Source organism: Paraburkholderia sp. BL6665CI2N2 (assembly GCF_004366535.1).
Classification (GTDB): Bacteria; Pseudomonadota; Gammaproteobacteria; order Burkholderiales; family Burkholderiaceae; genus Paraburkholderia.
Genome location: NZ_SORC01000001.1, coordinates 712,392 through 736,042 on the forward strand (window position 1 = coordinate 712,392; position 23,651 = coordinate 736,042).

General features: G+C 63.2%; 24 protein-coding genes and 2 pseudogenes. 10 read left to right on the forward strand and 16 right to left on the reverse strand.

Annotated elements, in window-relative coordinates:
• Nucleotides 1-1,013 precede the first annotated feature (1,013 nt).
• From B0G81_RS03090 to B0G81_RS03110, 5 genes are all read left to right on the forward strand, one after another.
• A complete protein-coding gene (locus tag B0G81_RS03090; RefSeq protein ID WP_116122845.1) occupies nucleotides 1,014-1,487 on the forward strand; it encodes a hypothetical protein in 474 nt (157 codons plus the stop codon).
• Between the two features lie 351 nt (nucleotides 1,488-1,838).
• The gene (locus B0G81_RS03095; protein ID WP_116123891.1) at nucleotides 1,839-2,192 is read left to right on the forward strand and encodes a YciI family protein; all 354 of its coding nucleotides are present in this window, start codon (nucleotides 1,839-1,841) and stop codon (nucleotides 2,190-2,192) included.
• 147 nt (nucleotides 2,193-2,339) lie between these two features.
• Nucleotides 2,340-2,753, forward strand: a complete 414-nt coding sequence (locus tag B0G81_RS03100) for a YciI family protein (protein ID WP_134133484.1) — start codon at nucleotides 2,340-2,342, stop codon at nucleotides 2,751-2,753.
• A gap of 151 nt (nucleotides 2,754-2,904) precedes the next feature.
• Nucleotides 2,905-3,312, forward strand: coding sequence for a VOC family protein (locus B0G81_RS03105; protein ID WP_106279025.1), 408 nt, complete (start codon nucleotides 2,905-2,907; stop codon nucleotides 3,310-3,312).
• Nucleotides 3,313-3,316: 4 nt separating this feature from the next.
• Entirely contained in the window at nucleotides 3,317-4,591 is a 1,275-nt protein-coding gene (locus B0G81_RS03110; RefSeq protein ID WP_116122848.1) for an RNA polymerase sigma factor, read from the forward strand.
• A 36-nt stretch (nucleotides 4,592-4,627) separates the two neighbouring features.
• Here B0G81_RS03110 and B0G81_RS03115 read toward each other — a convergent pair whose 3' ends face one another.
• From B0G81_RS03115 to B0G81_RS03135, 5 genes are all read right to left on the reverse strand, one after another.
• Nucleotides 4,628-5,317 carry a class I SAM-dependent methyltransferase gene (locus B0G81_RS03115; RefSeq protein WP_134133485.1) on the reverse strand — a complete coding sequence of 230 codons (690 nt, stop codon included), beginning with the start codon at nucleotides 5,315-5,317 and terminating at the stop codon, nucleotides 4,628-4,630.
• A 261-nt stretch (nucleotides 5,318-5,578) separates the two neighbouring features.
• Entirely contained in the window at nucleotides 5,579-6,157 is a 579-nt protein-coding gene (locus B0G81_RS03120) for a DUF4337 domain-containing protein (RefSeq protein ID WP_116122850.1), read from the reverse strand.
• 127 nt (nucleotides 6,158-6,284) lie between these two features.
• On the reverse strand, nucleotides 6,285-6,506 hold the full coding sequence (locus B0G81_RS03125; protein ID WP_243856341.1) for a DUF1427 family protein: 222 nt from the start codon (nucleotides 6,504-6,506) through the stop codon (nucleotides 6,285-6,287).
• Nucleotides 6,507-6,573: 67 nt separating this feature from the next.
• Nucleotides 6,574-7,539 (reverse strand): zinc-binding alcohol dehydrogenase family protein, encoded by a 966-nt coding sequence (locus B0G81_RS03130; protein WP_134133486.1) that lies wholly within the window; start codon nucleotides 7,537-7,539, stop codon nucleotides 6,574-6,576.
• 301 nt (nucleotides 7,540-7,840) lie between these two features.
• Nucleotides 7,841-8,785, reverse strand: a complete 945-nt coding sequence (locus tag B0G81_RS03135) for an AEC family transporter (protein ID WP_134133487.1) — start codon at nucleotides 8,783-8,785, stop codon at nucleotides 7,841-7,843.
• A 75-nt stretch (nucleotides 8,786-8,860) separates the two neighbouring features.
• Here B0G81_RS03135 and B0G81_RS03140 point away from each other — a divergent pair.
• Nucleotides 8,861-9,208 (forward strand): annotated as a pseudogene (locus B0G81_RS03140) (LysR family substrate-binding domain-containing protein); the annotation flags it as partial.
• 9 nt (nucleotides 9,209-9,217) lie between these two features.
• Here the strand turns inward: B0G81_RS03140 and B0G81_RS03145 are convergent.
• Nucleotides 9,218-9,892: a VC0807 family protein gene (locus tag B0G81_RS03145; protein WP_134133488.1), complete on the reverse strand. Its 675-nt coding sequence runs from the start codon at nucleotides 9,890-9,892 to the stop codon at nucleotides 9,218-9,220.
• Between the two features lie 194 nt (nucleotides 9,893-10,086).
• Between B0G81_RS03145 and B0G81_RS03150 the strand changes: the two genes are divergently transcribed.
• Nucleotides 10,087-10,620, forward strand: a complete 534-nt coding sequence (locus B0G81_RS03150; protein WP_134133489.1) for a GNAT family N-acetyltransferase — start codon at nucleotides 10,087-10,089, stop codon at nucleotides 10,618-10,620.
• 66 nt (nucleotides 10,621-10,686) lie between these two features.
• On the opposite strand, the gene B0G81_RS03155 is transcribed toward B0G81_RS03150, so the two are convergent.
• Nucleotides 10,687-11,427: a GNAT family protein gene (locus B0G81_RS03155; protein ID WP_134133490.1), complete on the reverse strand. Its 741-nt coding sequence runs from the start codon at nucleotides 11,425-11,427 to the stop codon at nucleotides 10,687-10,689.
• Between the two features lie 132 nt (nucleotides 11,428-11,559).
• On the opposite strand from B0G81_RS03155, the gene B0G81_RS03160 reads away from it, so the two are divergent.
• Both B0G81_RS03160 and B0G81_RS03165 read left to right on the forward strand, forming a co-directional pair.
• Entirely contained in the window at nucleotides 11,560-13,083 is a 1,524-nt protein-coding gene (locus tag B0G81_RS03160; RefSeq protein ID WP_134133491.1) for a PLP-dependent aminotransferase family protein, read from the forward strand.
• A gap of 231 nt (nucleotides 13,084-13,314) precedes the next feature.
• Nucleotides 13,315-13,647: a hypothetical protein gene (locus B0G81_RS03165; protein ID WP_012428912.1), complete on the forward strand. Its 333-nt coding sequence runs from the start codon at nucleotides 13,315-13,317 to the stop codon at nucleotides 13,645-13,647.
• A gap of 67 nt (nucleotides 13,648-13,714) precedes the next feature.
• Here the strand turns inward: B0G81_RS03165 and B0G81_RS03170 are convergent, their stop codons facing one another.
• From B0G81_RS03170 to B0G81_RS03185, 3 genes are all read right to left on the reverse strand, one after another.
• Nucleotides 13,715-14,518 carry an aminoglycoside phosphotransferase family protein gene (locus B0G81_RS03170; RefSeq protein ID WP_134133492.1) on the reverse strand — a complete coding sequence of 268 codons (804 nt, stop codon included), beginning with the start codon at nucleotides 14,516-14,518 and terminating at the stop codon, nucleotides 13,715-13,717.
• 284 nt (nucleotides 14,519-14,802) lie between these two features.
• Entirely contained in the window at nucleotides 14,803-15,132 is a 330-nt protein-coding gene (locus B0G81_RS03180) for a low molecular weight protein tyrosine phosphatase family protein (RefSeq protein WP_134133493.1), read from the reverse strand.
• A 52-nt stretch (nucleotides 15,133-15,184) separates the two neighbouring features.
• On the reverse strand, nucleotides 15,185-15,670 hold the full coding sequence (locus tag B0G81_RS03185; protein WP_134133494.1) for a GNAT family N-acetyltransferase: 486 nt from the start codon (nucleotides 15,668-15,670) through the stop codon (nucleotides 15,185-15,187).
• A 366-nt stretch (nucleotides 15,671-16,036) separates the two neighbouring features.
• Between B0G81_RS03185 and thrS the strand changes: the two genes are divergently transcribed.
• Nucleotides 16,037-17,251 carry a threonine--tRNA ligase gene (gene thrS, locus B0G81_RS03190; RefSeq protein ID WP_134133495.1) on the forward strand — a complete coding sequence of 405 codons (1,215 nt, stop codon included), beginning with the start codon at nucleotides 16,037-16,039 and terminating at the stop codon, nucleotides 17,249-17,251.
• Between the two features lie 136 nt (nucleotides 17,252-17,387).
• Here thrS and B0G81_RS03195 read toward each other — a convergent pair.
• From B0G81_RS03195 to B0G81_RS03220, 6 genes and pseudogenes are all read right to left on the reverse strand, one after another.
• Nucleotides 17,388-17,609, reverse strand: a pseudogene (locus tag B0G81_RS03195) (Asp/Glu/hydantoin racemase); the annotation flags it as partial.
• A 20-nt stretch (nucleotides 17,610-17,629) separates the two neighbouring features.
• Nucleotides 17,630-19,015, reverse strand: a complete 1,386-nt coding sequence (locus B0G81_RS03200) for an amidohydrolase family protein (RefSeq protein ID WP_134133496.1) — start codon at nucleotides 19,013-19,015, stop codon at nucleotides 17,630-17,632.
• A 74-nt stretch (nucleotides 19,016-19,089) separates the two neighbouring features.
• A complete protein-coding gene (locus B0G81_RS03205) occupies nucleotides 19,090-20,430 on the reverse strand; it encodes a nucleobase:cation symporter-2 family protein (RefSeq protein WP_134133497.1) in 1,341 nt (446 codons plus the stop codon).
• A gap of 89 nt (nucleotides 20,431-20,519) precedes the next feature.
• Nucleotides 20,520-21,614: a GTP-binding protein gene (locus tag B0G81_RS03210; RefSeq protein WP_134133498.1), complete on the reverse strand. Its 1,095-nt coding sequence runs from the start codon at nucleotides 21,612-21,614 to the stop codon at nucleotides 20,520-20,522.
• A 58-nt stretch (nucleotides 21,615-21,672) separates the two neighbouring features.
• On the reverse strand, nucleotides 21,673-22,245 hold the full coding sequence (locus B0G81_RS03215; protein ID WP_134133499.1) for a UbiX family flavin prenyltransferase: 573 nt from the start codon (nucleotides 22,243-22,245) through the stop codon (nucleotides 21,673-21,675).
• On the reverse strand, nucleotides 22,242-23,636 hold the full coding sequence (locus B0G81_RS03220; protein WP_134133500.1) for a UbiD family decarboxylase: 1,395 nt from the start codon (nucleotides 23,634-23,636) through the stop codon (nucleotides 22,242-22,244). The genes B0G81_RS03215 and B0G81_RS03220 overlap by 4 nt, the downstream gene beginning before the upstream one ends.
• Nucleotides 23,637-23,651: the final 15 nt, after the last annotated feature.

Here is a 23,651-nt window from a genome sequence, read left to right on the forward strand (position 1 = left end):
AGCCCACATGCTCAAAGAAGATCAGCGAGCGACGGTGACGGCGGCAGTGCCGTCGCTCCCGTCATTGCGGTTCCGATCGGCGCGTTTTTCGGCTGTGCGGTCGAACTCGTCGACAAAGAGCCCGCTCAGTCGATAACCGCATGTTCCGCTGTCGCAGCGTGTGCTGCGCGGCGCTCACTTCTGACGAAACCGGCCAGTTACACCGATTCGCCAAACTGGCCTGCCAAATCCCTTCGCTTCGTCCAATTGCATTCGCACCCGCCGGAATACACTGCTTTCCATGGAGCGACAACTCACCGAGCCCCATCGACGCGGTCTTCCCCCCGCGTTGTTTTGAACCGTACCGTTGATGGCAGTTTGCCGCGCTTGTCGAATGCGGCAGGGCAGTAAAGCAGTAGTTAGTAGAAGCAATGCAAACGGCGCGCGATCCATGTAGTTTGCGCGTGAATCAGCAGGGGGTTGCAGTCAGGCGATGTTGAAGGCGAAGGACCCGGCTGTAATTGCAGTGAGCAGTTCCGAAACGAATGTTTTTTGCAGCAGCAGTATCGGCAGCACGGTTTTATTTGTCGTGGTAGTTCAAGCAACACGGTTTTAGCAGATGCAGTTCAAGTAACAACAGCTTTGCGAGTTTGCGGTGGGTATAGGTCGGCGAGCATCCACGCGCGAGTACGACTGTTCCATCCTGTCAGACCCTGTTCCCTCGCGGGAACAGGGTTTTTTTTCGTCGTGACACGCCACGCGACTTGCAATTGGCAAGTTCGAACCGATATTTCAACGTTGCGCTGCGCGCCACGCTTTTGGCGGAATCGAGCAACCGGCCGGTGGCGCAGTGTGAGATGCTGCATACGAATAGACTTGAAGTCGTTTAAGTCTGTCTTAATAGTTGCTTGCCATGATGGCTTCACAGACTCACATCAGGGCCTGTCAAGCCGCCGGCGTATCGGCGGCGTTTGCCACCGGAGCAGAAGAATTCGGTGGCGAAGCCGAGAGTTAGAGAAGGAGGTTGAACCGATATGTCCAATAAATCGCGAGTCCGCAAGCACAACCAGTCGGCCATGTCCCCGTTGTTGCGCGCGCTGACCTATAGCCGCACCGCTCATGAGCCGGTTACGTCGGCGATGCTGCTGCAGTGCTATACCGCCCTCGACGCATTCCGGCACGGCCACGGCTCGCGGAATCTGCATATGACGTTGAGCCGGCATTTGCTGGTGTCGCAAGAACTTGCGCGCCTTGGCCTCGGCGAAGACGTTCTGTCCGACATCGAGAGCGCACATGCCGCGATGGTTCAGCTCGATATGCGCGAACACGACGAAGGCGCGTGGGCACTGCAAGACGGCGAATACGCCCGCTTGTGCACGGCGTTGGCGATTCTCGACGGACAACTGTCCGTGGCATCGCTGAGCGAGATCGCGAGCGCCGAAGCGCGAATGATCGAAGGGTTGATGAGGTCCGCGCAGGTGCAGGCGATTGCTGAAGCTACGGTGTAAGCCGCCGCACGCGTTTCTCCTTTCTCATACGCGCAAATGAAACGCCAACGCCCCACGGGGCGTTTTTTTATTCTGTCGTGTCGAGAGACCAAGGCAAGGCGCTAATCGTTATGCCGTCGAAATGCTTCAATGTAGCGTTATCGCGCTGCCCAATAGAAATTTCCCAATGGCGTGCGGAATTTACGAGTCTCCGTAAGACGCCCAATTGGCCGCGGCATCGGCGCCGGATCAGGTTTGCCGGAGGCTTTCATGCTTGTTAGACTGCCTTTCGCTAGCCCACCGCACGCGCGTTTTGCGTTCAGGCGCCTCCGGGGCGTTCACATCCGCGGCGCGATCAAAATCGGAGACGCCATGTCTTATATGCTGCTCATTGTCGAACCCCCGAATCAACGGATTGAACGCGGTGAAGCCGCGGGCCGCGAAGTCTACGATCAGATGGTCCGCTTCGCCTCCGATCTGAAAGAACGCGGCAAACTGGTCGCCGTCGAATCGCTCACCTCCTTGAACGACGCCGTGCGCGTGCAGGTGCGCGACGGTCAGCCGAAACTGCTCGACGGCCCGTTCGCCGAAGCCAAGGAAATGGTCGGCGGGTTCTTCCTCCTGAATTGCGAAACGCGTGAAGAAGCCCTGGCGATTGCCCAAGCCTGCCCGGCTGCAACGTGGTGCACGGTCGAAGTCCGCAAGCTCGGACCTTGTTTCCTTTAGCCGATTCGCGCATCGACAGCATGTGGTCTTGGGGTTTTCCCTGGCGGATCGGCAAAGGTGTCGATCCGGCCGCGTGTTGCTCGTCGTGTGAGTAAGAAGCCAGCCACGGCGCGGCTCTTCCTCTCACAACGATAAGGAGTCGCGGCGATGCGATTCATGATCCTCGTCAAAGCCACCGTTGCCAGCGAAGCCGGCGAGATGCCGGAAGCGTCCCTGATGGCCGCGATGGGCGCGTACCACGAAGAACTGGCCAAAGCCGGCGTACTGCTCGACGCCACCGGCCTGCAACCGAGTTCGAAAGGCTGGCGCGTTCGCTACAGCGGCGGCAAGCGCTCGGTGGTCGACGGGCCGTTTCCAGAAACCAGGGAACTGATTGCCGGCTACACATTGATCCAGGTGCGCTCGCGTGAGGAAGCCATGGAGTGGGCGCGGCGCTTTCCGGCGCCCTCCGGCGAGCAGGCGGACGGCGAAATCGAAGTGCGTCAATTGTTCGAATTCGACGACTTCGAACCCGGCCCGGAGTCGGACCGGCTCCGCGAACTGGAAGCCGGCAAGCGCTGAAGCTCAAACGCAAAGCGCGCGCCGCGCCGGCTTTATCGAAGGGATTCATCATGCTCACGGCGCGACGGTTTTCGCATCGAGCGACCCAAGGCACGTATGGAGATCGTCGATACGGCCGCGCCCTGTCCACAACCGATCATTGGACTCCGTCATGCATAAGCAGATCTACGTCAATCTCGCGGTCGACAATCTCGAACGATCGAAAGCCTTCTTCAGCGCGATTGGTTTGAGCTTCGAACCGCAATTCACGAACGAACAGGCGGCCTGTCTGATTCTCGGCGATAACATCTACGCGATGCTGCTGGTCAAGGACCTGTTCAAGTCGTTCACTCGCAAGTCGCTGTGCGATCCGAAGGAGAGCACGGAAGCACTGGTGGGATTGTCGTGCGAAAGCCGGGCGGAGGTGGATGCACTGGTTGCCAAGGCGCTCGCCGCCGGCGGCACCGTACCGCGCGCGCCGCAGGACTACGGCTTCATGTATGGGCACGGCTTCGAGGATATCGACGGCCACATCTGGGAGCTCATCTACATGGACCCGAATGCCAGAGCGAGGGGCTGAAGCCGTGACCACGGCAGCCACCCACCGTGCCATCGAGGCAGTCTGGCGGATCGAGTCCGCCAAGGTCATCGCCCACGTCGCGCGGATCGTGCGCGACGTCGGGCTCGCCGAGGAATTGGCGCAGGACGCGCTGGTGGCCGCGCTCGAACATTGGCCCGACGCGGGCGTGCCCGACAACCCGGGAGCATGGCTGATGGCGACCGCAAAGAACCGTGCGCTCGACCGCTTGCGGCAGGAAGCGCTGCATGCCCGCAAGCGTCAGGAGCTGGGCCACGATCTCGACGCGCTGGAGGCGCACCTCGTGCCCGATTTCGTCGATGCCCTCGATGCCGCCCGCGCCGACGATATCGGCGACGACCTGCTGCGGCTCGTGTTCACCGCGTGCCACCCGGTGTTGTCGACCGACGCGCGTGTCGCGCTTACCCTGCGCCTGCTCGGCGGCCTCACCACGGACGAAATCGCGCGCGCGTTTCTGGTGCCGGAGCCGACCGTCGCGCAGCGTATCGTGCGGGCCAAGCGCACGCTCTCTGCGGCCAAGGTGCCGTTCGAGGTGCCGCAGGCCGACGCACGCGCGCCGCGGCTCGCCTCGGTGCTACAGGTCATCTATCTGATTTTCAACGAAGGCTATTCGGCCACGGCCGGCGACGACTGGATGCGTCCGGCGCTCTGCGAGGAAGCGCTGCGACTCGGCCGCGTGCTGAGCGGTCTGGTGCCCGACGAAAGCGAAGTGCACGGCCTCGTCGCGCTGATGGAGATTCAGGCCTCGCGCACGCATGCGCGCACGGATGCGCAAGGGCGCCCGGTGCTGCTGCTCGATCAGGATCGCAGCCGCTGGGATCCGCTGCTGATCCGTCGCGGGCTGGCCGCGCTCAACAGCGCGCATGCGCTAGGCGGCGCGAGCGGCCCGTATGCGCTGCAGGCAGCGCTCGCCGCGTGTCACGCCCGTGCGCGTCGGGCGAGCGATACCGACTGGGTGCAGATTGTCGCGTTGTATGACGCGCTAGCGCAGGTGGCGCCGTCGCCCGTGGTCGAGTTGAACCGCGCGGTGGCGGTCGGCATGGCGTTCGGTCCGGCGGCCGGCCTGGAGATCGTCGATGCGCTGGCAAGCGACGCCGCGCTGGCGAACTATCACTGGCTGCCGAGCGTGCGCGGCGATCTGCTGGCGAAGCTGGGACGTGTGGAAGAAGCGCGCGCTGAATTCGAACGCGCCGCCGGGATGACGCGCAATGCGCGCGAGCGCGAGCTGTTGCTCGAACGCGCACACGGTATCGCGCATTGAGCCTTGTCACGTATCGCTCCGACGTACGCCCTCGTGTCAGACGGCGCATGCCCGCAGCAGATAAAACGCGCGCGGGCCACGCTCTTGCGGCGGATCGCTGAGCGGTTCGAGGTAGCGGGTAATGCCGATCCGATCGAATCCCGCGGCCAGGCAGGCGGCTTCGAGTGCTGCTGCGTCGTGCACGGTGAAACCGTACTCGGCAAATGGCATTTCAATTGCCGCCTCTGGTGTGATGGCCGCGATGACCAGCGTGCCCTCCACACGTAACACGCGGCGAATTTCCTTGAGGCCGGCCTGCAGGTCTGGCCAGAAATACGTGCTGTTGCTCGCCACCGCTTTGTCAAACGAGGCGGTGGAGAACGGCATGGCAACGACGTCGGCGGTTTCGAGCCTGACCCGGCCGTCGCGCACAAAAGCCGCGTTGCGGCTGCGAGCGGCGGCGATCATGGTCGGCGATATATCGATGCCGGTGAAGCGCAGTCTCTCGGCTTGATCGAGCACGAAGGCGATGTGGCCGCCGTTGCCGAGGCCGACTTCGAGCACTCGCTCGTTCGCGTGCAGGTCGAGCAGATCGAATGACGTCATGATGACGGCGTGATTCGATCGCTCCAGCATAGCGCCGACCGCTACGCCGATCTTGCCCGCAGGACAGCCGAGCTGCGGCAGAAGAATGCTTTCCTCGAGATCGGCTGTCACCTCGCCTGACGGACCAGTTGTTTCTCTCACAGCGGAACCTCCATGACAGATCGCACCGCTTGCAGTGTTCGCCGCAGACGCGCGTATGGTACGTCCTCCTCAATTTATGTCATGAAGCCACGCCGTGGGTATCTCTTTAATACCCATGCGCGACGCAACGAAGTTCGGGCCGGGAATCACCACGCCGGCCGCCTATACAGAGAAAACGCCTGGAACCGCGGATCCATCAACCACGCTGCACGCCTTCATTCGCGCCGTGCGGCGCACTATCGCCGCACGGCGCTTCGCCCATCAAGCCGAGAAAAGCGCCAACGCGCCGGTGATCACGCCCGCGCCCGCCACCACGAACGAGAGATTGCGCAGCCATTTCTTGCGCGTCAGCAACGTGATCGCGCACAGGGCGATCGCCACCTGAATCAGCGTGGTGGCTTGTGCCCAGCGATGATGGCCATGCAGCAACGCTTCGCTGTGCGTGTCGTTATCGACGACTTCCTTTTCGAGCGCTTCGGCCTTCGCGCGGATCGGCTCTTTCTGCTGCTTGTATTTGTCGACGTCGGCGAGGAATTTCGCATGCGCGTCCGTGTTGCCGGCGGACAGCGCCGCGCCGAGGTCGGCGAGATTTTCCTTCTCGCCCTTCGCCTGGTAGTAGTTCCACTGGTTCGACGCTTCGGTCTTTTTGATCGCGGCTTCGTTCTTGTAGTACAGCGCGAGATTTTCGCTGTTGCCGCTCTGGTACGCGCACAGCGCGCCGATCGTCGCGAGAATGGCGGTGATCACGGCCATGCGGCTCGCAAACGGATCCGCGTCGTGATGACCGGCATGTTCCACGGCATGGTCGTGCGGACCATGCACTTCATATTCTTCAGGCATCTGATTCTCCGAGGCAAAGCTTTTCCTGTCATCTGCGGGCGACGTACGGCCCCGTCGGGCTCAATCTTAGCGTGTGACGCAGGGTGACGGAAAAGGTGCCTTTGAGAAGCGGGGCCGTGTCGGCGTTTTATTCGACGACTCCGCGCGATTCAGCCCGGGAGAAGCGCGCCGGCAAGATGCGTGTCAATGCATGCTCGACGCCTGCTATGGCCGCACCAACGGGATCATATGTTTCGCCGCCGGACATGCCGGGCAGTCCGACCCGCGCGACGGTCGGCGGCGCGGGCGACTTCGCGTCCATCACGCTGTAGAGGCGGCCGACCAGCACGCCGGCAGCCAGCGAGATCAAATGCGCTTTCGTGACTGTCGTATCCAGATGAGAGGCGGGTCGCCACGCCCGCCGGCCGCAATGGCGATTACATGGTGATGACGACCCGGCCGCGCGTGCCGGCGGCCACGGCCTCGTAGGCTTCGCGAGCGCGTTCGAGCGGGAAGGTCTGCGCGATGGCCGGCCCGGTCAGCTTGCCGGTTTCGAAGCCCTCCACCAGCGCCGTCATCAACGGCGCCGATTCCGCGACGCCGAGCTTCGCGCTGTCCACTCCCAGCAATTGCGTCTCGTTGTGATAGAAGTCGATCAGATCGAATTCGACGCGGCGCTTGCCCGTGCCGCTGATTTCGAGCACGCGGCCACGACGTTTGACGAGGCTCAACGCGGTCTCGAACGCCACACCGCCGACTGTGTCGTACACCACGTTCACACCCGCGCCGTCGGTGAGCGCTCTCAAGCGATCCGTGACGTTTTCATCGAACGGGACATAGTCGTCGATCAGGCGACCCGCCGGCGTGTCCGCGTCGAGCGGATGACGGTCGACGGCGATCACGCGGGCGCCGTGCGCCTTGGCGATCTGCACCACCGCGCCGCCCACGCCGCCACCCGCGCCGATCACAGCGATAGTTTCGCCCGCTTGCAGGCGCGCGTACTCGACCGTGCCGAGCCAGGCGACCACGAAGTTCACGCCGATCGCGGAGGCTTCGGCATGGTTCAGCGTTTTGGGTTTGCGTGCGAGTGCCGCGAGCGGCACCTTGATGAATTCGGCGTGAGTGCCATCGCGCGTGAAGCCGATGTCGCCGCCGGTGCCCCACACTTCAGCACCGAGCCAGGCCTGCGGGCCGTCCACCACCACGCCGCTAAAGTCGCGGCCCGGCGTGCGCGGCAGCACCGTGTGTTCGAAATGCCCGGAGACGTTCTTGACGTCGCTCGGATTCACGGATGCCGCCTTGATCTGCACGACGAGGTTGTTGGCATCGGCTTGCGGGGTCGGCAGATCGATGTAGTCGAGCACTTCAGGGCCGCCAAAAGATTTGAACTGGATGGCTTTCATCGTATGTCGCTCCGATTGGATTCCGGGCTGCGTTGCGCAGTAGATTAAACGTTAGTCTGGGTGACCGGCACTCAGGCGTTGAGACAAAGACTGTCGAGAATCGGAGTGGATAGTGCCGCGCGAGCGAATGGGCGTCGGCGTGGGCGTCGTCGCGGACTTCGGGCACGGCGGCTCGGTTCAGGCTTCGCGCATTGCCGGCGAAGGTCGCGGACCGGGGCCATTCGTTCGCGAAGCATAGCGCGAGGCGCGGGTCTGTGCAGCTTGCGTGCCGGTCGGCCGTTCGGGATTCGCCTGGATGCGCTCAGGTGCGATGACCCATCAACAACAGCAGCAGCGAGAGGGTCACGATCGAGCCCACGGTCGACAGCAAGATCGTTTGCGAGGTGATGTGCGCTTCACGTTCGTAGAACTCGGCGAGCATGAATGGGCCGGTGCCGGTGGGCAACGCGGCGAGGATGACCGCCATTTCGACCAACGTGGACGAGAGTCCGAACACGCGCGCCGCCAGCCACCAGGTCAGCGCCGGCTGCACGAGCAGCTTGACGCCCGTCAGCAGCCAGGAAATGCCTCGTGCGCCAGCGTCGGATGGGCGCTTTTCGGCGAGAAACAGGCCGAGGCTCACCAGCGCGCACGGACTCGCCGCGCCGCCCAGCAGTTTCAGGAAGGTCTCCGCGCTGGCCGGCAACGCGACATGGAGGCTGGCAAACAGCACCCCCGCAATCGGCGACACGATCAGCGGATTGCGCGCGAGAGAGCGCAGCACTTTCAAACCCAGCTTATGCGGCGTGCGCTCGGTCTGCAGACCCACTTCGATCAGCACGATTGCAACCGCGAACAGCACGCAGGCGACGAGGATCGTGGCGATCGTGGTCGGCGTCAGGCTCGCCGAGCCGAACGCGATCATGCCGAGCGGGAAGCCGATGTAGCCGGTGTTCGGATAGGAAGCCGCGATCGCGTCGACGCTCGCATCGGCGAGATGCCGGCCGGTCATCAACCGCATCGCCAGAATCAACACGAACACGCTGACGCACGCAATCGAAAATGTGGCGACGAACGCCGGTTGATAGAGCTGCTGCCACGTGGCGTGCGCCATGATGTCGAACAGCAGCGCCGGCAACGCCAGCCAGACCACGAAGCGATTCAGCTCCGACGCCGAGTTGGGTCCGAGCACGTTGCGCCGGCGGCAGGCGAAACCCGCGAAAATCAGGCCGAAGACGGGAAGCAGGATTTCGAGGGTGGCTAACATCGACGCGCAAAGATGGGGGAAGAATGGCGATTCGCCAGCGTAGTGGTTAGCGGCGATACAATCAAATCCTGTTTTCATCCGCGGTCTCGCGCGCGGCGTCTGAAGATCGCGCGACTGGCCGGTGAGCTGTTCGTGCTCGCGTCCGAAGAAGTCGCGCCGACATTGCGCGCGGCGATCCTTGAGCATTGCCGCTCGGGCGGCTTCGAGCCCGACATACGTTTAGAAATGCAGTTGCAACAGGCGGTGCTGAGTCTGGTCGACGAAGGGGTGGGCGTGACGCTGATGCCGGCTTCCCTGCGCTGCGTGCAACTCGCGGGCGTGGTGTTCCGGCCGCTAGTCGATGCGCCGCTGATCGACCAGGTGTTGGCGTGCCCGGCGGCGAATCGCAATCCGTGTCTGGCGCGCTTTCTCGAACTGGCGTGAGAGCCGGGCCTATGAACTGGCGAGGTGGTTTGTCCTTGCCGGGTCCACGGTGTCGTCCGGATAACGCAGCGCATCTCGCTTGATGAGCCGGCGGCACCAGAAGGTCCAGGCCGTCAGGCCGGCATAGACGCCGTACCTCAGCACGTTGGAGGCGATGACCGAGCGCGGATCGTCGGGCCATTGCCAGACGATCAGACTGCGCAAGATATTCTCGCCCGTCATGCCGATGCCCCACACGAGCGTCATCAAGCGGATGTACGCGACGAGCGAGGGACGTTCGCGCCAATGCCTTTCGAAGCTCTCGACGCTGCGATGATCCTCACGCGACATGGTCGAGCGGGCGAGGTAAAACACCAGCGGCTTGGGCAGCGCGAGCGACAGCAGGAACGACACGCCGATCATGCCGGAGACCATCGGATCTGCGATCTCGCGCATTCGCTTATTGCCGCCAAAGCCGATGCTGAGTGCGAGCAGCGAGAGCACGATGCCGACCAGCACTTGCGCGCTGAGCGCGTCGAAATGGCGATAGCGCAAAAGGTCCCAACTCATCCACGCAATCAGCGGCAGCGCCGACGCGGCCAGCGCGCCAAGCTGGCCCCAGTGCGGGAACGCAAGCCGGTAGGCGAGCACGGGCAAGGCGACGTTCACGATCAGCGCGGTGAGGTAGCGCAGGCGGAGTTTCATCGACGGTGCGGTGGTGAGCGTGGCAAGGATGTACGGGCATACCCGGCGAGTGTAGGGCGAAGTCTCTTCGCATGCCATAGCTTTGCGGCACGCGCGCGTGGCGGGATTTTTTCCATGTCCCTGGCGCGCAAAAAATCTGCGATCATCGAGCCGCTGATTGCCGAGCCACTCCATCCACTATCCGCTCCTACGCAATGTCGCTTGCTCCCACGCTCCTCACCACCCCCCGCCTCACCCTGCGACCCCACACGCGCGACGATTTCCTCGAAAGTTACGCGATGTGGTCCGATCCCGAAGTGATCCGCTATATCGGCGGCAAGCCCTTTACGCGCGAAGAAGTCTGGGCGCGTCTGCTGCGCTACGCCGGACATTGGGCGATGCTGAACTATGGCTATTGGGTCGTGCGGGAGAAGGAGAGCCGCCGGTTTCTCGGCGAAGTCGGCTTTGCCGACTACCATCGCGAGATCGAGCCGTCATTGATGGTGCCCGAAGTCGGCTGGGCGCTGGACCCGGCCGTGCATGGCCGCGGCTACGCGACCGAAGCCGTGCGCGCCGCGCTCGAGTGGGCCGACCAGCAGTGGCCGGATGGCGAAACAGCCTGCATCGTCGCGCCGGAGAATCTGCCGTCGCTGCGCGTTGCTCATAAGTGCGGGTATCGTGAGCAACTTCGCACCACGTACAAAGGCAAGCCGACCATCGTGCTGCGTCGGCCGGCCCACACGGTTTGAGCCGGCGCGCCGCGGTTGCCGATTACCTCAAGCGAGCGTTGTATGCCGGCCGGCTCGACGCCCGGCTCACTGAGCGTCGGGGCTCGCCGCCGCCCGCTGCCGTGCGATTAGATCCACCAGCCGTTCGACCTGCTGCCCTTGCGCATCGAAATTGCCGGTATCGAGCCATCGCGTATAACTCGGACGCAGCGCGGGCCATTCACTGTGGATGATCGAAAACCATGCAGTGTCGCGATTGCGTTCGCGATACACGATCGCCTGGCGGAAGATTCCCTCGAACGTGAAGCCGTAGCGCAACGCCGCCGCGCGTGACGGCTCGTTCAACGAATCGCACTTCCATTCGAAGCGCCGATAGCCGAGTTTGTCGAACACCTGCGTCATCAGCAGAAACATCGCTTCGGTGGCGACGCGCGTGCGCTTCAGGCGCGGCGAATACGTGACATGGCCGACTTCGATCACGCCGTTCGCGCGGTCGATCCGCATCAGCGCCAGCGTGCCGACCGCTTTGCCGGTCGCCAGATCGATCACGGCGTGGTGCAGCGGATCGGCGGACGCGGCGGCGCGCGTCAGATGCTCGCGATAGGCGGCGAGGCTCTCGAACGGACCGACGCTCAGATAGGTCCAGTCGCGGCCGTCTGTGGCCGAGCTGTACGCGTCGTAGAGGTCCGCCGCGTGACGTTCCACGTCCACCGGTTCGATCCGGCAATAGCGGCCTGCCAGCGGCTCGCGGCCAGGAGCCTGGGCGCCGTTCCAACCCGGCACGGGGGCGCCGATCGGCTGGTCGAATGCGTTGCGTCTGGATTCCATATCGTTGATCCCATGCAGGAAGGTTGAAGGTTGCTGTCGGTTACGAATGATCGTCGATGATGAGAGAACGATACGGCAAACGTGGTATGTTAAAAAGATCCAACACAACGTCATTTGATAGGTCCAGCTGCGATGATCGAGATCATTGGCCCGCTCAGCAGTCCGGCTGCGTCGGCGCTCGCCGGCGGCGGCGCAAAGCCCGAGCCGCTGCAAAAACAATTGCTCGAGCGCCTGCAGCAGGCGATTCTCGCGGGCCGTTTGCCGGCGGGATCGCTGCTGCCGTCATCGCGCCTGCTCGCGGCGGAAATGGGCGTGTCGCGCAACACCGTGGTGATCGCGTACGAGCATCTGGCCGCAGTGGGTTATGTGGTTGCCGACAAGAAGGGCACGCGCGTGAGCCCGCTCTCCAGCCCGTCCGCACGCGGTGAACCGCCCTCGCAGCCGGCCGCGCGGGACGTGGCCTACGCGGCCCGCGTCGGGCAGTTCGCGGCCACGCGCACCCACGCCGACAACACCTTGCCTCTGACACCCGGCACGCCCGCCCTGGACCGTTTCCCGTCGGCCGCGTGGCGGCGCGCGCTCGAACGCTCCATGGAGCGCGCGTTGCCCCTCGCGCTCGGCTACGGCACGCCTGCTGGCGAGCCGGCATTGCGCGACGCCATCGCCGCACATTTGCGCATGGCGCGCGGCGTGCGCTGCGAAGGCTCGCAAGTGGTGATCACGGAGGGCGCGCAAGAGGCGCTGAACCTGTGCGTTCGCCTTTTCACCAATCCGGGCGATGTCGCGTGGGTCGAGGACCCCGGCTATCGCGGCGCGAAGGCCGCGTTCAATCTGGGCGACCTGGCCACGCTGCCAATACCCGTCGACGCGGAAGGCATGGCGGTGCCATCCGACGCATGGCGCACGCAGCCGCCGAAGCTGATCTACACGTCGCCTGCGCATCAATATCCGACCGGTTCGGTGCTGTCCGTGGCGCGTCGTCTGGAGCTGATCGCCCAAGCGCGCCGCAGCGGCGCGTGGCTGATCGAAGACGATTACGACGGCGAGTTCCGCCACACCGGCGAGCCGATCGCCAGCATGCAAGGGCTGGTCGAGGACGCGCCCGTGCTGTACGTCGGCTCGTTCAGCAAAACGATGTTCCCCGCCCTGCGCATCGGTTTCGTGGTGCTGCCGCGCCCGATCGCCGCGCACACCGCCATCGCGGTGCAGGAGATGCTGCGCGGCGGGCATCGGCTCGAACAACTGGCGCTCGCGCATTTCATCGAAAGCGGCGAGTTCGGGCGGCATCTCGGGCGCATGCGGCGTCTGTACCGCGAGCGTCAGCAGGCGTTGCGCGACGCGCTGACCACGCATTTCGCGCCGTCGCGGATTCTCGGCGGCAATTGCGGCATGCATCTGACGCTGCGTTTGCCGCCGCGCATCGATGATCGGACGCTCGCCGAACGTGCGCTCGCCCAAGGGCTCAATCCGCGCGCGCTGTCCGGTTTCGCGTTACAGCCGCGCCCCGAAACGAATGGGCTCGTGATCGGTTACGGCAGTACGCCGGCCGAACGACTGGCGCCCGCAATCCGTGTGCTGGCTGGGCTCGCGGCCGAGTTGGACGGCAAGCCGAAGCGCCGTCCGGCAGCCGCGTCCGCCGCGAAGACGCTCGCGTAACTTTTTGCGTTTGTCCGCGTGGCCCATGTCGCGCTATCGTGTCGGTTATGCGCGGCGACTTCGGAATGTGCGACATCGACGAATCGCCCGCAGCTCATGCCGCCCGCGCCGCACCGCAACATCGCGTGACACGCGGTGCTGCCAGCGCGCTTACCGGGCCGTCGCCTGGCTCCGGCATGAAAAAAGCCTTTGTTGTGGTTATCTATGATGATCTATCCGACCGGAGACGACATGAAGGAAATCGAACCGACCCCGTGGTTTGAGCTTGAGGCCCACACGCCCGTTCGTGAAGGCTGGTATGAGGTGCAGTTGACGAGCGGGGACACGGCCTTTGCGAAGTTTGGCGACGGCGTATGGACCGAGAAACCGTTGCTCGTGTTCACCCACTGGCGCGGCTTGTCCGCCGATCCATCGACAGCCGGCGAAGGCGAAGCCGAATCGATCGCCGCCGAGGCCACCGCGGCCCAAGGCGTGCGCGCCGCCTGGAACGCGTTCTTCCCAGGGCTTGGCGAGGAACAGCACAAGCCACTGGACGCCGTGCCCAACGGTAAAGCGCCGCACTGATGCACGCCGGGCGGCGGCTCACGAGTTGCCGCCCTGATTTGCCTGACGTTACTCGCGCTTCAGCGCCTTAACGTTTGAGCGCCTCGGCAGCCAGCCTGCCGATCTCCATATCGATGCCGGGCGCCTCGCCCGTCTCAAGAATCCACGCCGCGGACAAACCGGACCACGCCAGTATCCACTGCAGCAGACGGCGCCGATCGAGTCCAGCCATCCGCGCGACCCGTTCGACGCGACGCTCGAACCATCCCGGCCGCAACGCCGACGCCTCGTCCGGATTGCAGAAAATGTTTGCGTAGTCGAATCCGCGTTCGCCGTAGAGACCTTTCGGGTCGATCGCCAGCCAGCCGCGTAGGCCGAAATCGAGCACGTTGCCGTGATGGATGTCGCCGTGCAACACCACAGGGTCTTGCGGCGCGGCGAGCAGGACTTGCGCGACGGTGGCGCTGTCCTGCAACCAGCCGCCGTATTTTTGCGCGGCCGGCCAGAGGCTTGCGAACCAGCGCGGTAAATCGATCAATTTGGGCAGTGGCTTGTTTCGCGGCGCGTGGAGCCGCGCGGCGGTGGCGCAGAGAATGCGGGTGGCGTGGTCGTCGGCGTCGCTATTGCCGGAGCGTGCCAGGTCCGCCAGCGCGTGACTGCTTTGCGCGCGTTCGAGCAGCAGGGCGTCGGCATCGTGCGCGAGCACGCGGGCCGCGCCTTCGCCGTCCCACCACACCATCAACCGCGCGCCGAATTTCTCTTCGGGTTCCTGCGCGACTTTCAGCATCGCGGGAATGCCGTGATGGCGCACCGGCAGCAGCCGGCTGCTGTGTGTGCGAATCGGCGCGCCGTCCTGCTGCAAATCCCATTTGACGATGTATTCAGTGAACATTCGAGCTTCAGTTCGCGAGCGCGGCGACGTTGCCGTCAGCGGTATGCACGCAGACGATATGCACGGCTCCTCCAACGGATGAGACGGTCTTGCATTCTCGCCTGGATCGGCTCGGCATGGCGTGCGCAGCGCGCATCGAGCCCCGGCGCTACAATCGCTCTCATTCATCTGATGCGGGATCTACGCGTGGCCGGCGGAACGTTCTTTGCCACGGGCGATGCGTTCGAGGTAGACGCCGTGGCGAATGGCGGGGCCAGTGAGTGAGAAGGGCCCAGTGCGCGCCACTACTTGCTTCGAAGGAACTTGCCCACCTTCAATTCCAGTAGTGCAACGAGTTCCGGCTGCATGAATGCGTAGTCGTCGGAAATGTCGAGACATACGACTTTCTTGCCGTTCAGGCACGCACGGAATTTTGCCGACAGCCGCGCGCGATGCGCCTTTTCCATTACGAAGACGATGTCGGCCCAGCGAACCTGCTCGGGAGAAAGCGGCACGTCGGCATCTGCACCGAGACCCGCCGAGTCGGTCTCGACGTCGGGCCAACTGCTGAACACTTGCTCAGCAGTTGGACTGCGCAGGCGGTTTTTGCTGCAGACAAACAAGGCACGTATCACAGTGGGTATCGCCGCCAAGTCGCTATCCCTGCGGCACGAATAAACGAATCACTCACGCGTCGCCCTCCGCAAACTTCTTCAGCGCGTCCCCCGCTAACCGATACCGTACCCATTCGCTTTGCGCGCTCGCGCCGATCGATTCGTAGAAGCCGATGGCCGGCTCGTTCCAGTCGAGCACGCTCCATTCGAACCGGCCGCAACCGGTATCGCAGGCAATGCGTGCAAGGTGACGCAACATCTGTTTGCCCGCGCCGCTGCCACGCGATGCTGGCGACACGTACAGGTCTTCCAGATAAAGCCCCTGCTGGCCGAGCCAGGTGGAATACGAAAAAAAGTAGACGCAAAAGCCGATGGGCTCGCCGTTCATCTCGCAGATCAGCGCCTTCGCGCTGGAAGCGGCGGAAAACAGGCTCGCTTCGATGTCTTCGACGGTTGCGACGACTTCGTGCTCCGCTTTTTCGTACACAGCGAGTTCGGTGATGAAGCGAAGAATCAACGCTGCGTCGGCGGCGCGAGCGGGACGGATATGGATAGTCAAGGTCAGAGGCTCGATTGATCGGTTGAGTGGTGCAGACCGAAGTTTCGCGCAGACGCACGGGCTTCGGATCAGACATGCATCGTAGCGTTTAACATGCCGTTCTGACCAGAGCGCGACAAGAATGCGATTGACGTCGCGTCACAAAATCGCTTACCGTCGATCCATGGACTTCCACTCGATTCCCTTCGCAGCCGTCACCACCACGACGACCACCTTCACAGGCGGGTCGTCTGGAGGTTGCGCGCACTAGAAGCAGGACGCTGTGGCAACCACCAAAGGCCTCGCCGGAAACGGACGGGGCCTTTGGCGTTTCTGGACCTCCGTTTGCGGCATCCATTCGCGGTAACCGATCAATGGAGCAAGACAGTGAACGATATCGACCATCGTGTACTCGGCAACAAACTCGACCTCTTCCATCAACAGGAAGAAGGCGCCGGCATGGTTTTCTGGCATCCGCGCGGCTGGGAGCTGTATCGCGTGCTCGAAGATTATGTGCGTGCGCGCATGCGTCGCGCGGGTTTCCGCGAGATTCGCACGCCGCAATTGCTGGCGCGCTCGCTGTGGGAAAAGAGCGGGCACTGGGAGAAATTCGGCGCGGCGATGTATTCGTTGGCCGATGCGGAAGAAGGCCGCGCGCTGTGTCTGAAGCCGATGAGTTGTCCCTGTCATGTGCAGGTATTCAATCAGCGCGTGCGGTCTTATCGCGAGTTGCCGGTGCGGTACAGCGAGTTCGGCGCGTGTCATCGCGATGAGCCGTCGGGCTCGCTTGAAGGGCTGAAGCGCACGCGTGCTTTCGTGCAAGACGATGCGCATGTGTTCTGCACGGAGGCTCATATCGAGGCGGAAGTCGGCCGCTTCTGTGCATTGCTGCGTGCGGTCCATGCGGATCTCGGTTTTCCCGGGTTCAAGGTCGCGCTCGCGACGCGGCCGGCTATGCGCGCGGGCGACGATCAAACGTGGGATCGCGCGGAAGATGCGTTGGCGAACGCGGCGCGTGCGGCCGGGCTTGAGTTCGACGTGCTCGAAGGCGAGGGCGCTTTTTACGGGCCGAAACTCGAATTTCATCTGAAGGACAGCCGTGCGCGGAGTTGGCAGTGCGGCACGATCCAGCTCGATTTCGTGCTGCCCGAGCGGCTCGACGCGGAGTTCGTCAACGAGCGCAATGAGCGTGAGCGGCCTGTGATGATTCATCACGCGGTGCTCGGCAGTATGGAGCGGTTCATCGCGATGCTGCTCGAACATCACGAAGGATGGTTGCCGGTGTGGCTGGCTCCTGAACAGGTCGTGGTCGCGACGATTAGCGATGCGAATAGCGCTTACGCGCAAGAGGTCATGCAGGCGCTCGATGATGCGGGTGTCAGGGCGGTCCTTGATAGCCGGCCCGAACGGCTGGAGAAGAAGATCTTCGATGCGCGCGAGAAGCAGGTGCCGCTTCTGGTCGTGGTGGGCTCGCGCGATGAGCGGGATCGGACGATTAGTATTCGGCTGCGGGATGGGCGGCAAATGAATTTGTCGTTTGCCGAGGGAGTCGAATATTTGAGGGTGGCGGGGCAGCCGCCGGGGATGGCTCCAAACGTTTAACGCGACGGTTGCCGGGGGGTGTTTCGAGTCGCGCCCTCCGGCCGGTCGATTCGATGGCGGACGGCGCGGCGTCATGCCTTAAAGGCAAGGACTTACCGCAGTTCCATAACAACCGCCCCCACCGCACCAACGGCTCCACGTCCACTCGCGCTTCGGCCAGCTGGCGCGCGGCCGCCAGAATCCGGCTCACGTCGAACTGGCCGAGCGCCTGTTCGGACAACGCGATCTCTGTCACCGTGAAGCGGGCAAAATGCGCGCTGACGTGCGGCAGTTCGCTCAGCATCGCCGCCGTCATCGGCTCGAGCGCGGTGTTCGACGACGGCGTCAGAATATCGAGCCGGATTCGTTTGCTTTGCATCTTGCAGCGTCCCCTTTCCTTTAATCGGCGAGCAACAGCTTCACGCCCTCAGCCGCTTCGTAACGCAGCGCGTCGAGATCGAGACCGGGAATCACGCCGTTATCCACCACCACGCGACCGTTCACCACGTTATAACGAACGCGCGCCGGCTCGCCTGCCGTCACCGGCGCAACGGCAACATCGTGGAAACCGTTGAAGCGCAGATCGCTGACGTCATACAGCACGAAGTCCGCCGCCATGCCGACCTCAAGCGTGCCGACCGCATCGAGCCCGAGCACGCCCGCGCCACCTGCGCTGCCCCAATGAATCGTCTCTTCGACGGTGGTCGCCGACGCGCCCTGCGCCGCGCGATGCACGAGCCATGCGAAATGCGCTTCGTTGGTCATGCTGCCGGATTCGTTCGACGCCACGCCATCCACGGCGAGCGACATCGGCACGCCCGCGGCCGCCATCTGCGGTGCGGGCGCGATGCCGCTGCCCAACCGCGCATTACTGACCGGGCAATGCGAGCATCCGCTGCCGGTTTCAGCGAGCATCGCAATCTCGCTCGCTTGCAGATGCACGAGATGCGCGAACCACACATCCGGACCGAGCCACTCGTGATCGGCGACGAACTCGACCGGCAGTTTGTTGAACCGCTCCTTGCAGAAATCGACATAACGGGTCGTCTCGGACAGATGCGTATGCAACCTCAAACCCATCCGCCGAGCCGCTCGCGCGACTTCAGGCAACAGTTCGGGCGGCAGGGAAAACGTTGGCGTGGTCGGCGCGACTACGACGCGACGCATCGAGGCATCGCCACCGTCGTGATAGCGCGATTTCAAACGTTCGATATCGGCGAGCATCTGATCGAGCGTCTCAGGCTTGAGCGCGACTTTGGAAAACCCCGGATGATCCCCCGCCGCCTGCAATGCGCCGCCGCGGCACAACACGAAGCGCATGCCGAACGAGGCCGCTTCGTCGAATAGCAGATCGCCGGTTTCGGTGGTGCCGTCCGCGTGGTAGAGATAGTGATGATCGGCGCACGTCGTCACGCCGGAGAGCAGCAGCTCGGCAAGACCCAGGCGAGCGGCAACGCGCGCCAGCTCCGGCGTAAAGCGCGCGAGACGCGGATACGGCACGGCAGCCAGCCATTCCTGCAAATCCGCATTGATACCGGACGGCACGGCCTTCAGCAGATTCTGGAACAGATGATGATGCGTGTTCACCCAGCCCGGATACACCACGCAGGAACGCGCGTCGATTACGCGTTCGTCGGCACGCGGTTCGAGATTCGGCGCGATGGTTTCGATACGGCCATTGCGAATCCGCAGATCGACCTGGCCGAGCCTTGCGCGCTCGCCGGTCATTCCGCTCATCACCGCGACAGGGTTTTTGATCAGCAACGGTTCAGTTTGCATGCTCACGATTCGATATCCTTTCAGTTACTGCGAAGCGACTGTCTTTGCAAAGACCGCCGCGCTCGTCATGCAGCATCCGCTTATTCGCGGACCATGTTGTGCGCCGGCACGACGTCCTCTTCGTGCGCGCCGTTGAGTACCGCGTTCAGCACGACGGAAACGAGGCACGCCAGCACCACGCCGCTGTGCAGGAACGGTTGCGTCCAGTCGGGCATGTGCTTGAAGACTTGCGGCGCCATCACCGGAATCAACGCGGTGGCGATCGTAAAGCCGACGATCAACACGTTGTAGCGATTGCGCTCGAAGTCCACTTTCGCCAGCGTCTGCACACCGGCCGCGACCACAACGCCGAACATGGCGATACCTGCGCCGCCGAGCGCGGCGGAAGGCGTCGACGCAACCACCGCGCCGATCTTCGGCACCAGCGCCACCACGCACATCAGCACGCCGCTGATCGCCACCACCCAGCGGCTGCGCACCCCGGTCAGAATGACGAGGCCGACGTTCTCCATGAACGCGATGAACGGAAAAGCCGCGAACATGCCGGCAATCGCGCTCGCCAGACCGTTGGCGCGCATGCCGCGCACCACGTCCTCCTCGCTCACGTCCTTATCGACGATGTCGCCGATCGCGACGAACAGGCCCATGGATTCGACCATCTGCACCACCATCACGACGATCATCGTCAACACCGGCACCAGCGAAAACACGGGCGTGCCGAAGTGAAACGGCAACGGCATGGTGAACCACGGCGCTTGCGCCACGCTCGCGAAGTTGCCCATGCCGAGCGAGCACGCCAGAATGCCACCGGCAATCAAACCGATCAGCACTGACAGATTGCGCAGGAACGCATTGGCAAAACGGTTGATCGTGAGAATGACCAGCGCGACGAACAGCGTGACGCTCAGGAAGGGCAGCGCGCCGAACTGTTGTTGCGCGGCCTCGCCGCCACCGGCCCATTGATACGCGACGGGAAACAACTGCAAGCCGATCACGGTCACGATGCAGCCGGTCACTACAGGTGGGAAGAACCTTCGTAAGCGCCCGACCAGCGGCGCGGCGAACATCGTGAACAGACCCGCGCCAATCACCGCGCCGCACACGCCGGCGAAACCGACGCCCGGACTCGTGCCGATCGCAATGACCGGTCCGACGCTGCTGAATGCGACGCCCTGCAGAATCGGCAGACGCACACCGAACTTCCAGATGCCGACGGTTTGCAGAATCGTCGAGATGCCCGAGCAAAACAGCGCCGTGCTGATGAGCACGGTGGTGTCGGCCGGCGACATTTTCAGCGCCGACGCGACGATCAGCGGCACCGCGATGGCGCCGATGTAAGCCACTAGCATGTGCTGCAAGCCGAGCGTGATCATCTGGCGCTTCGGCAGAATGCGATCGACGGGGTGTATGGCGGTGTTCATGACGTGTCTCCAAATTATGGTTATCGATCGGAGCGTGCCGCACGGACCTAGCCGCGCGGCACTACGACGCGCGCCGACCGGATCTCCCGTCAGGCCGCAACCGGCACGGCCAGACAGGCGTGGAAGCGGTCGGTCAGTGCGGCGCGATCGAGATCGCGTCCGATGAAAACGATGCGGCACGAGCGCGGCTCACTACCCCACACTTGCGCCGCGCGCAGTTCGATGACGTTGTGCACGCCTTGCAGCACGTAGCGATGCGACTGGCCTTGCACGGCGAGAATGCCCTTCATACGGAACAGGTTCGTGGCATCCGAGTCACGCAGTTCGGCGAGCCATGCTTGCAGCGCGTCGAGGTCGATATCCGCATCGACTTCGATCCCGACCGAGGAAACGCTTTCGTCGTGCTGGTGATCGGCGTGATCGTCGTCGTGATGGGCATGCTCGTGTTCGTGTTCGTGTTCGTGTTCTTCGTGACCGTGCGCGTGTTCGTCTTCATGCAGGCCATCAGTCTCGACGAGGATCTGCGAGAACTCGTTTGCACCTACGCCAAGAATCTTGCCGAGGTCGATCTGCGCGTAGCTCGATTCGACGATTTCCGCTGTGGCATTGAGTCCACGAATGCGTTGCGTAAGCGAAGCGATATCGTCTGGTCTCACCAGATCGACCTTGTTGATCACGATCCGGTCCGCGCACACGATCTGATCGACGGCCTGGTTGTCGCTGCCGTCGAGCACCAGATCGTCCAGATGCGCGGCGATATGCTTCGCATCCACCATCGTGACGACGGCATCGAGGGTGACTTGTTTAGCAATGGGATCGTCGAGAAAGAACGTCTGCGCGACGGGATACGGATCGGCGAGCCCGCTGGTTTCGACGATGATGTGATCGAGCCGGTCCGGCCGCTCCACGAGCATGCGCACGATCCTCACCAGATCCTCGCGCACCGCGCCGACGCAGCACACGCAGCCATTCGTCATTTCATAGATCTCTTCGGTCGATTCGAGCACTAGGCCACCGTCGATGCCGATTTCGCCGAATTCGTTTTCAATCACCGCGATCTTGCGGCCATGCTTCTCGCGCAGGATGTAGTTGAGCAGCGTCGTTTTGCCCGCGCCGAGAAAGCCGGTCAGCACCGTGACGGGGATTTTCTCGATTTCGTTGTGAGTGGTGTGAATGTGATTCATGGCTCGTCTCCGTTTCATCGTTCGTACTGCGGTTCGGCTATCAGGCGATATGCGGTGCTTATGCTTGAACTTCTCGCCAGCGTTTGACGGTGCCCGCTTCGAGACCAAACAGATCGAGCACACGGCCAAGCGTGTGATCGATCATCTGGTCGAGTGAAGCGGGGCGCGCATAAAACGCCGGCACGGGTGGCGCGACGATCGCGCCCATTTCGGTTACGGCAATCATGTTGCGCAGATGCGCCAGCGTGTACGGCGTTTCACGCGCGAGCAGCACCAGCGGGCGGCGCTCTTTCAACGTGACATCGGCGGCGCGTGAGATCAGGTTCGACGACATGCCGCTGGCAATTTCGGCAAGCGTCTTCATCGAACACGGCGCGACGATCATGCCCAGCGAGCGGAACGAGCCGCTGGAGATGGCCGCGGCCATGTCGTCGCAGCGATAGGTGGCGCTCGCAAGCGCGCTGACGTCGGCGAACTTGTAGTCGGTTTCGTGCGTCATCGTGAGCAGCGCGCTGCGTGAGACGGCCAGATGCGTTTCGATATCGAGCTGACGCAGCAATTGCAGCAGACGCACGCCATACGTAAAGCCGGATGCGCCGCTGATGCCGACTACGAGTCGCCGCGCGCTCATCGCTGTACTCCGGCGGCGCGGGCCAGAATGTCGACGGCCTGTTGCGAAGCGCGTTCGCTGATCCGTGCGCGTATGCCGTCGAAATGCGAGCCGCGCGTCGCGTCGATGCCCATACGCGACGTGGTGCCCGCCGCGGACGACGAAGGATCGAGTGGACTGCCCGGCAAACCATCGACGATAAACACGTCCTGGTGCGGCTGAAAATGCGTGGCGATCGCCCACAGCACCTGCGAGTCGTTAGTGATGTCGATGTCGCTATCCACGGCGACGACGTTCTTCAGGTAGGGATCCCAGCCGAGCAGCGCGAGCATGATCTGGCGTGCTTCGCCGTCGCGCGTCTGATTCAGCGCGACGTAGCAATGGAAGTGGGTGCCGGAGTTGGGATAGTGCAATGCTGTGACGGACGGAAAGCGCGCCTTCAGCTTCTCGCTCATCTCCGCTTCACGCGGTAAGCGGGCTAAAGTCAGATGTTCCGCGTAAGGACCGCCGACTACATCGACGAGCCACGCATCGTTACGGCGCATCATCGTGTCGAGGCGCAGCACGTTGTTCGTCGAGCGGTCCGACGAATAGCCGGTGAATTCGCCGAACGGGCCTTCTTCGGCGTGCGCGGACGGATCGATCGTGCCTTCCAGCACGAACTCGGCGGAAGCGGGTACGCCGATGCCGTAGCGCGGCGTGCGCACCAGTTCCAGTGGCGCACCGAACAGACCGCCTGCGATTGCGCGTTCGTCGGTGCCGAACGGCACGCGTGCGGCGGCGGCCAGCATGAACAGCGGATGCGCGCCGATCACCATCGCGACTTTCAACGTGTCGCCGCGTGCCTGAGCGGTTTGCAGCATGCGCCAGAGGTGGCCGCGTGAATGCAGGCTGGTGGCCAGCGCGTTTTTCGCGTGACGCATCGAGCGGTGATAGCTGAGGTTCGCCACACCGGTGACCGGATCTTCCGCGACGATCACCGCATTTGTGATGTATGGACCACGGTCGGTATCGAAGTGGCGGATCATCGGCAATTGTGCGAGATCTACTGCGTCGCCTTCAATCACCTGATCCAGTACGGGGCCGTTCGCAACGAACACGGGTGCGACAGGCGCATTGGCGCGTTGTTGATATGCGTCGAACAGGCCGGCCGCGTCGACATTGAACAGACGCCCAATACGTGTACGCGAAGCAAAGAAATTCGTGACGAGAGGCGTTGCGATCCCATTGACCTTTTCGCAAACCAGCATGGGATGCTGCCCGCGTCCCGCGAGTTCGGCGACGATCGCCGTAACATCCTGGTCGGCGGACAGTGGCTGCGAGAGCGTCAAAACATCATCGGGATAGTGCTCGCGATACGCATGCGCAAAGCGATGAAAATCCTGCGCGGCGTGGAGGAGGTTATCCGCCATAGTGAACTCCGTGTG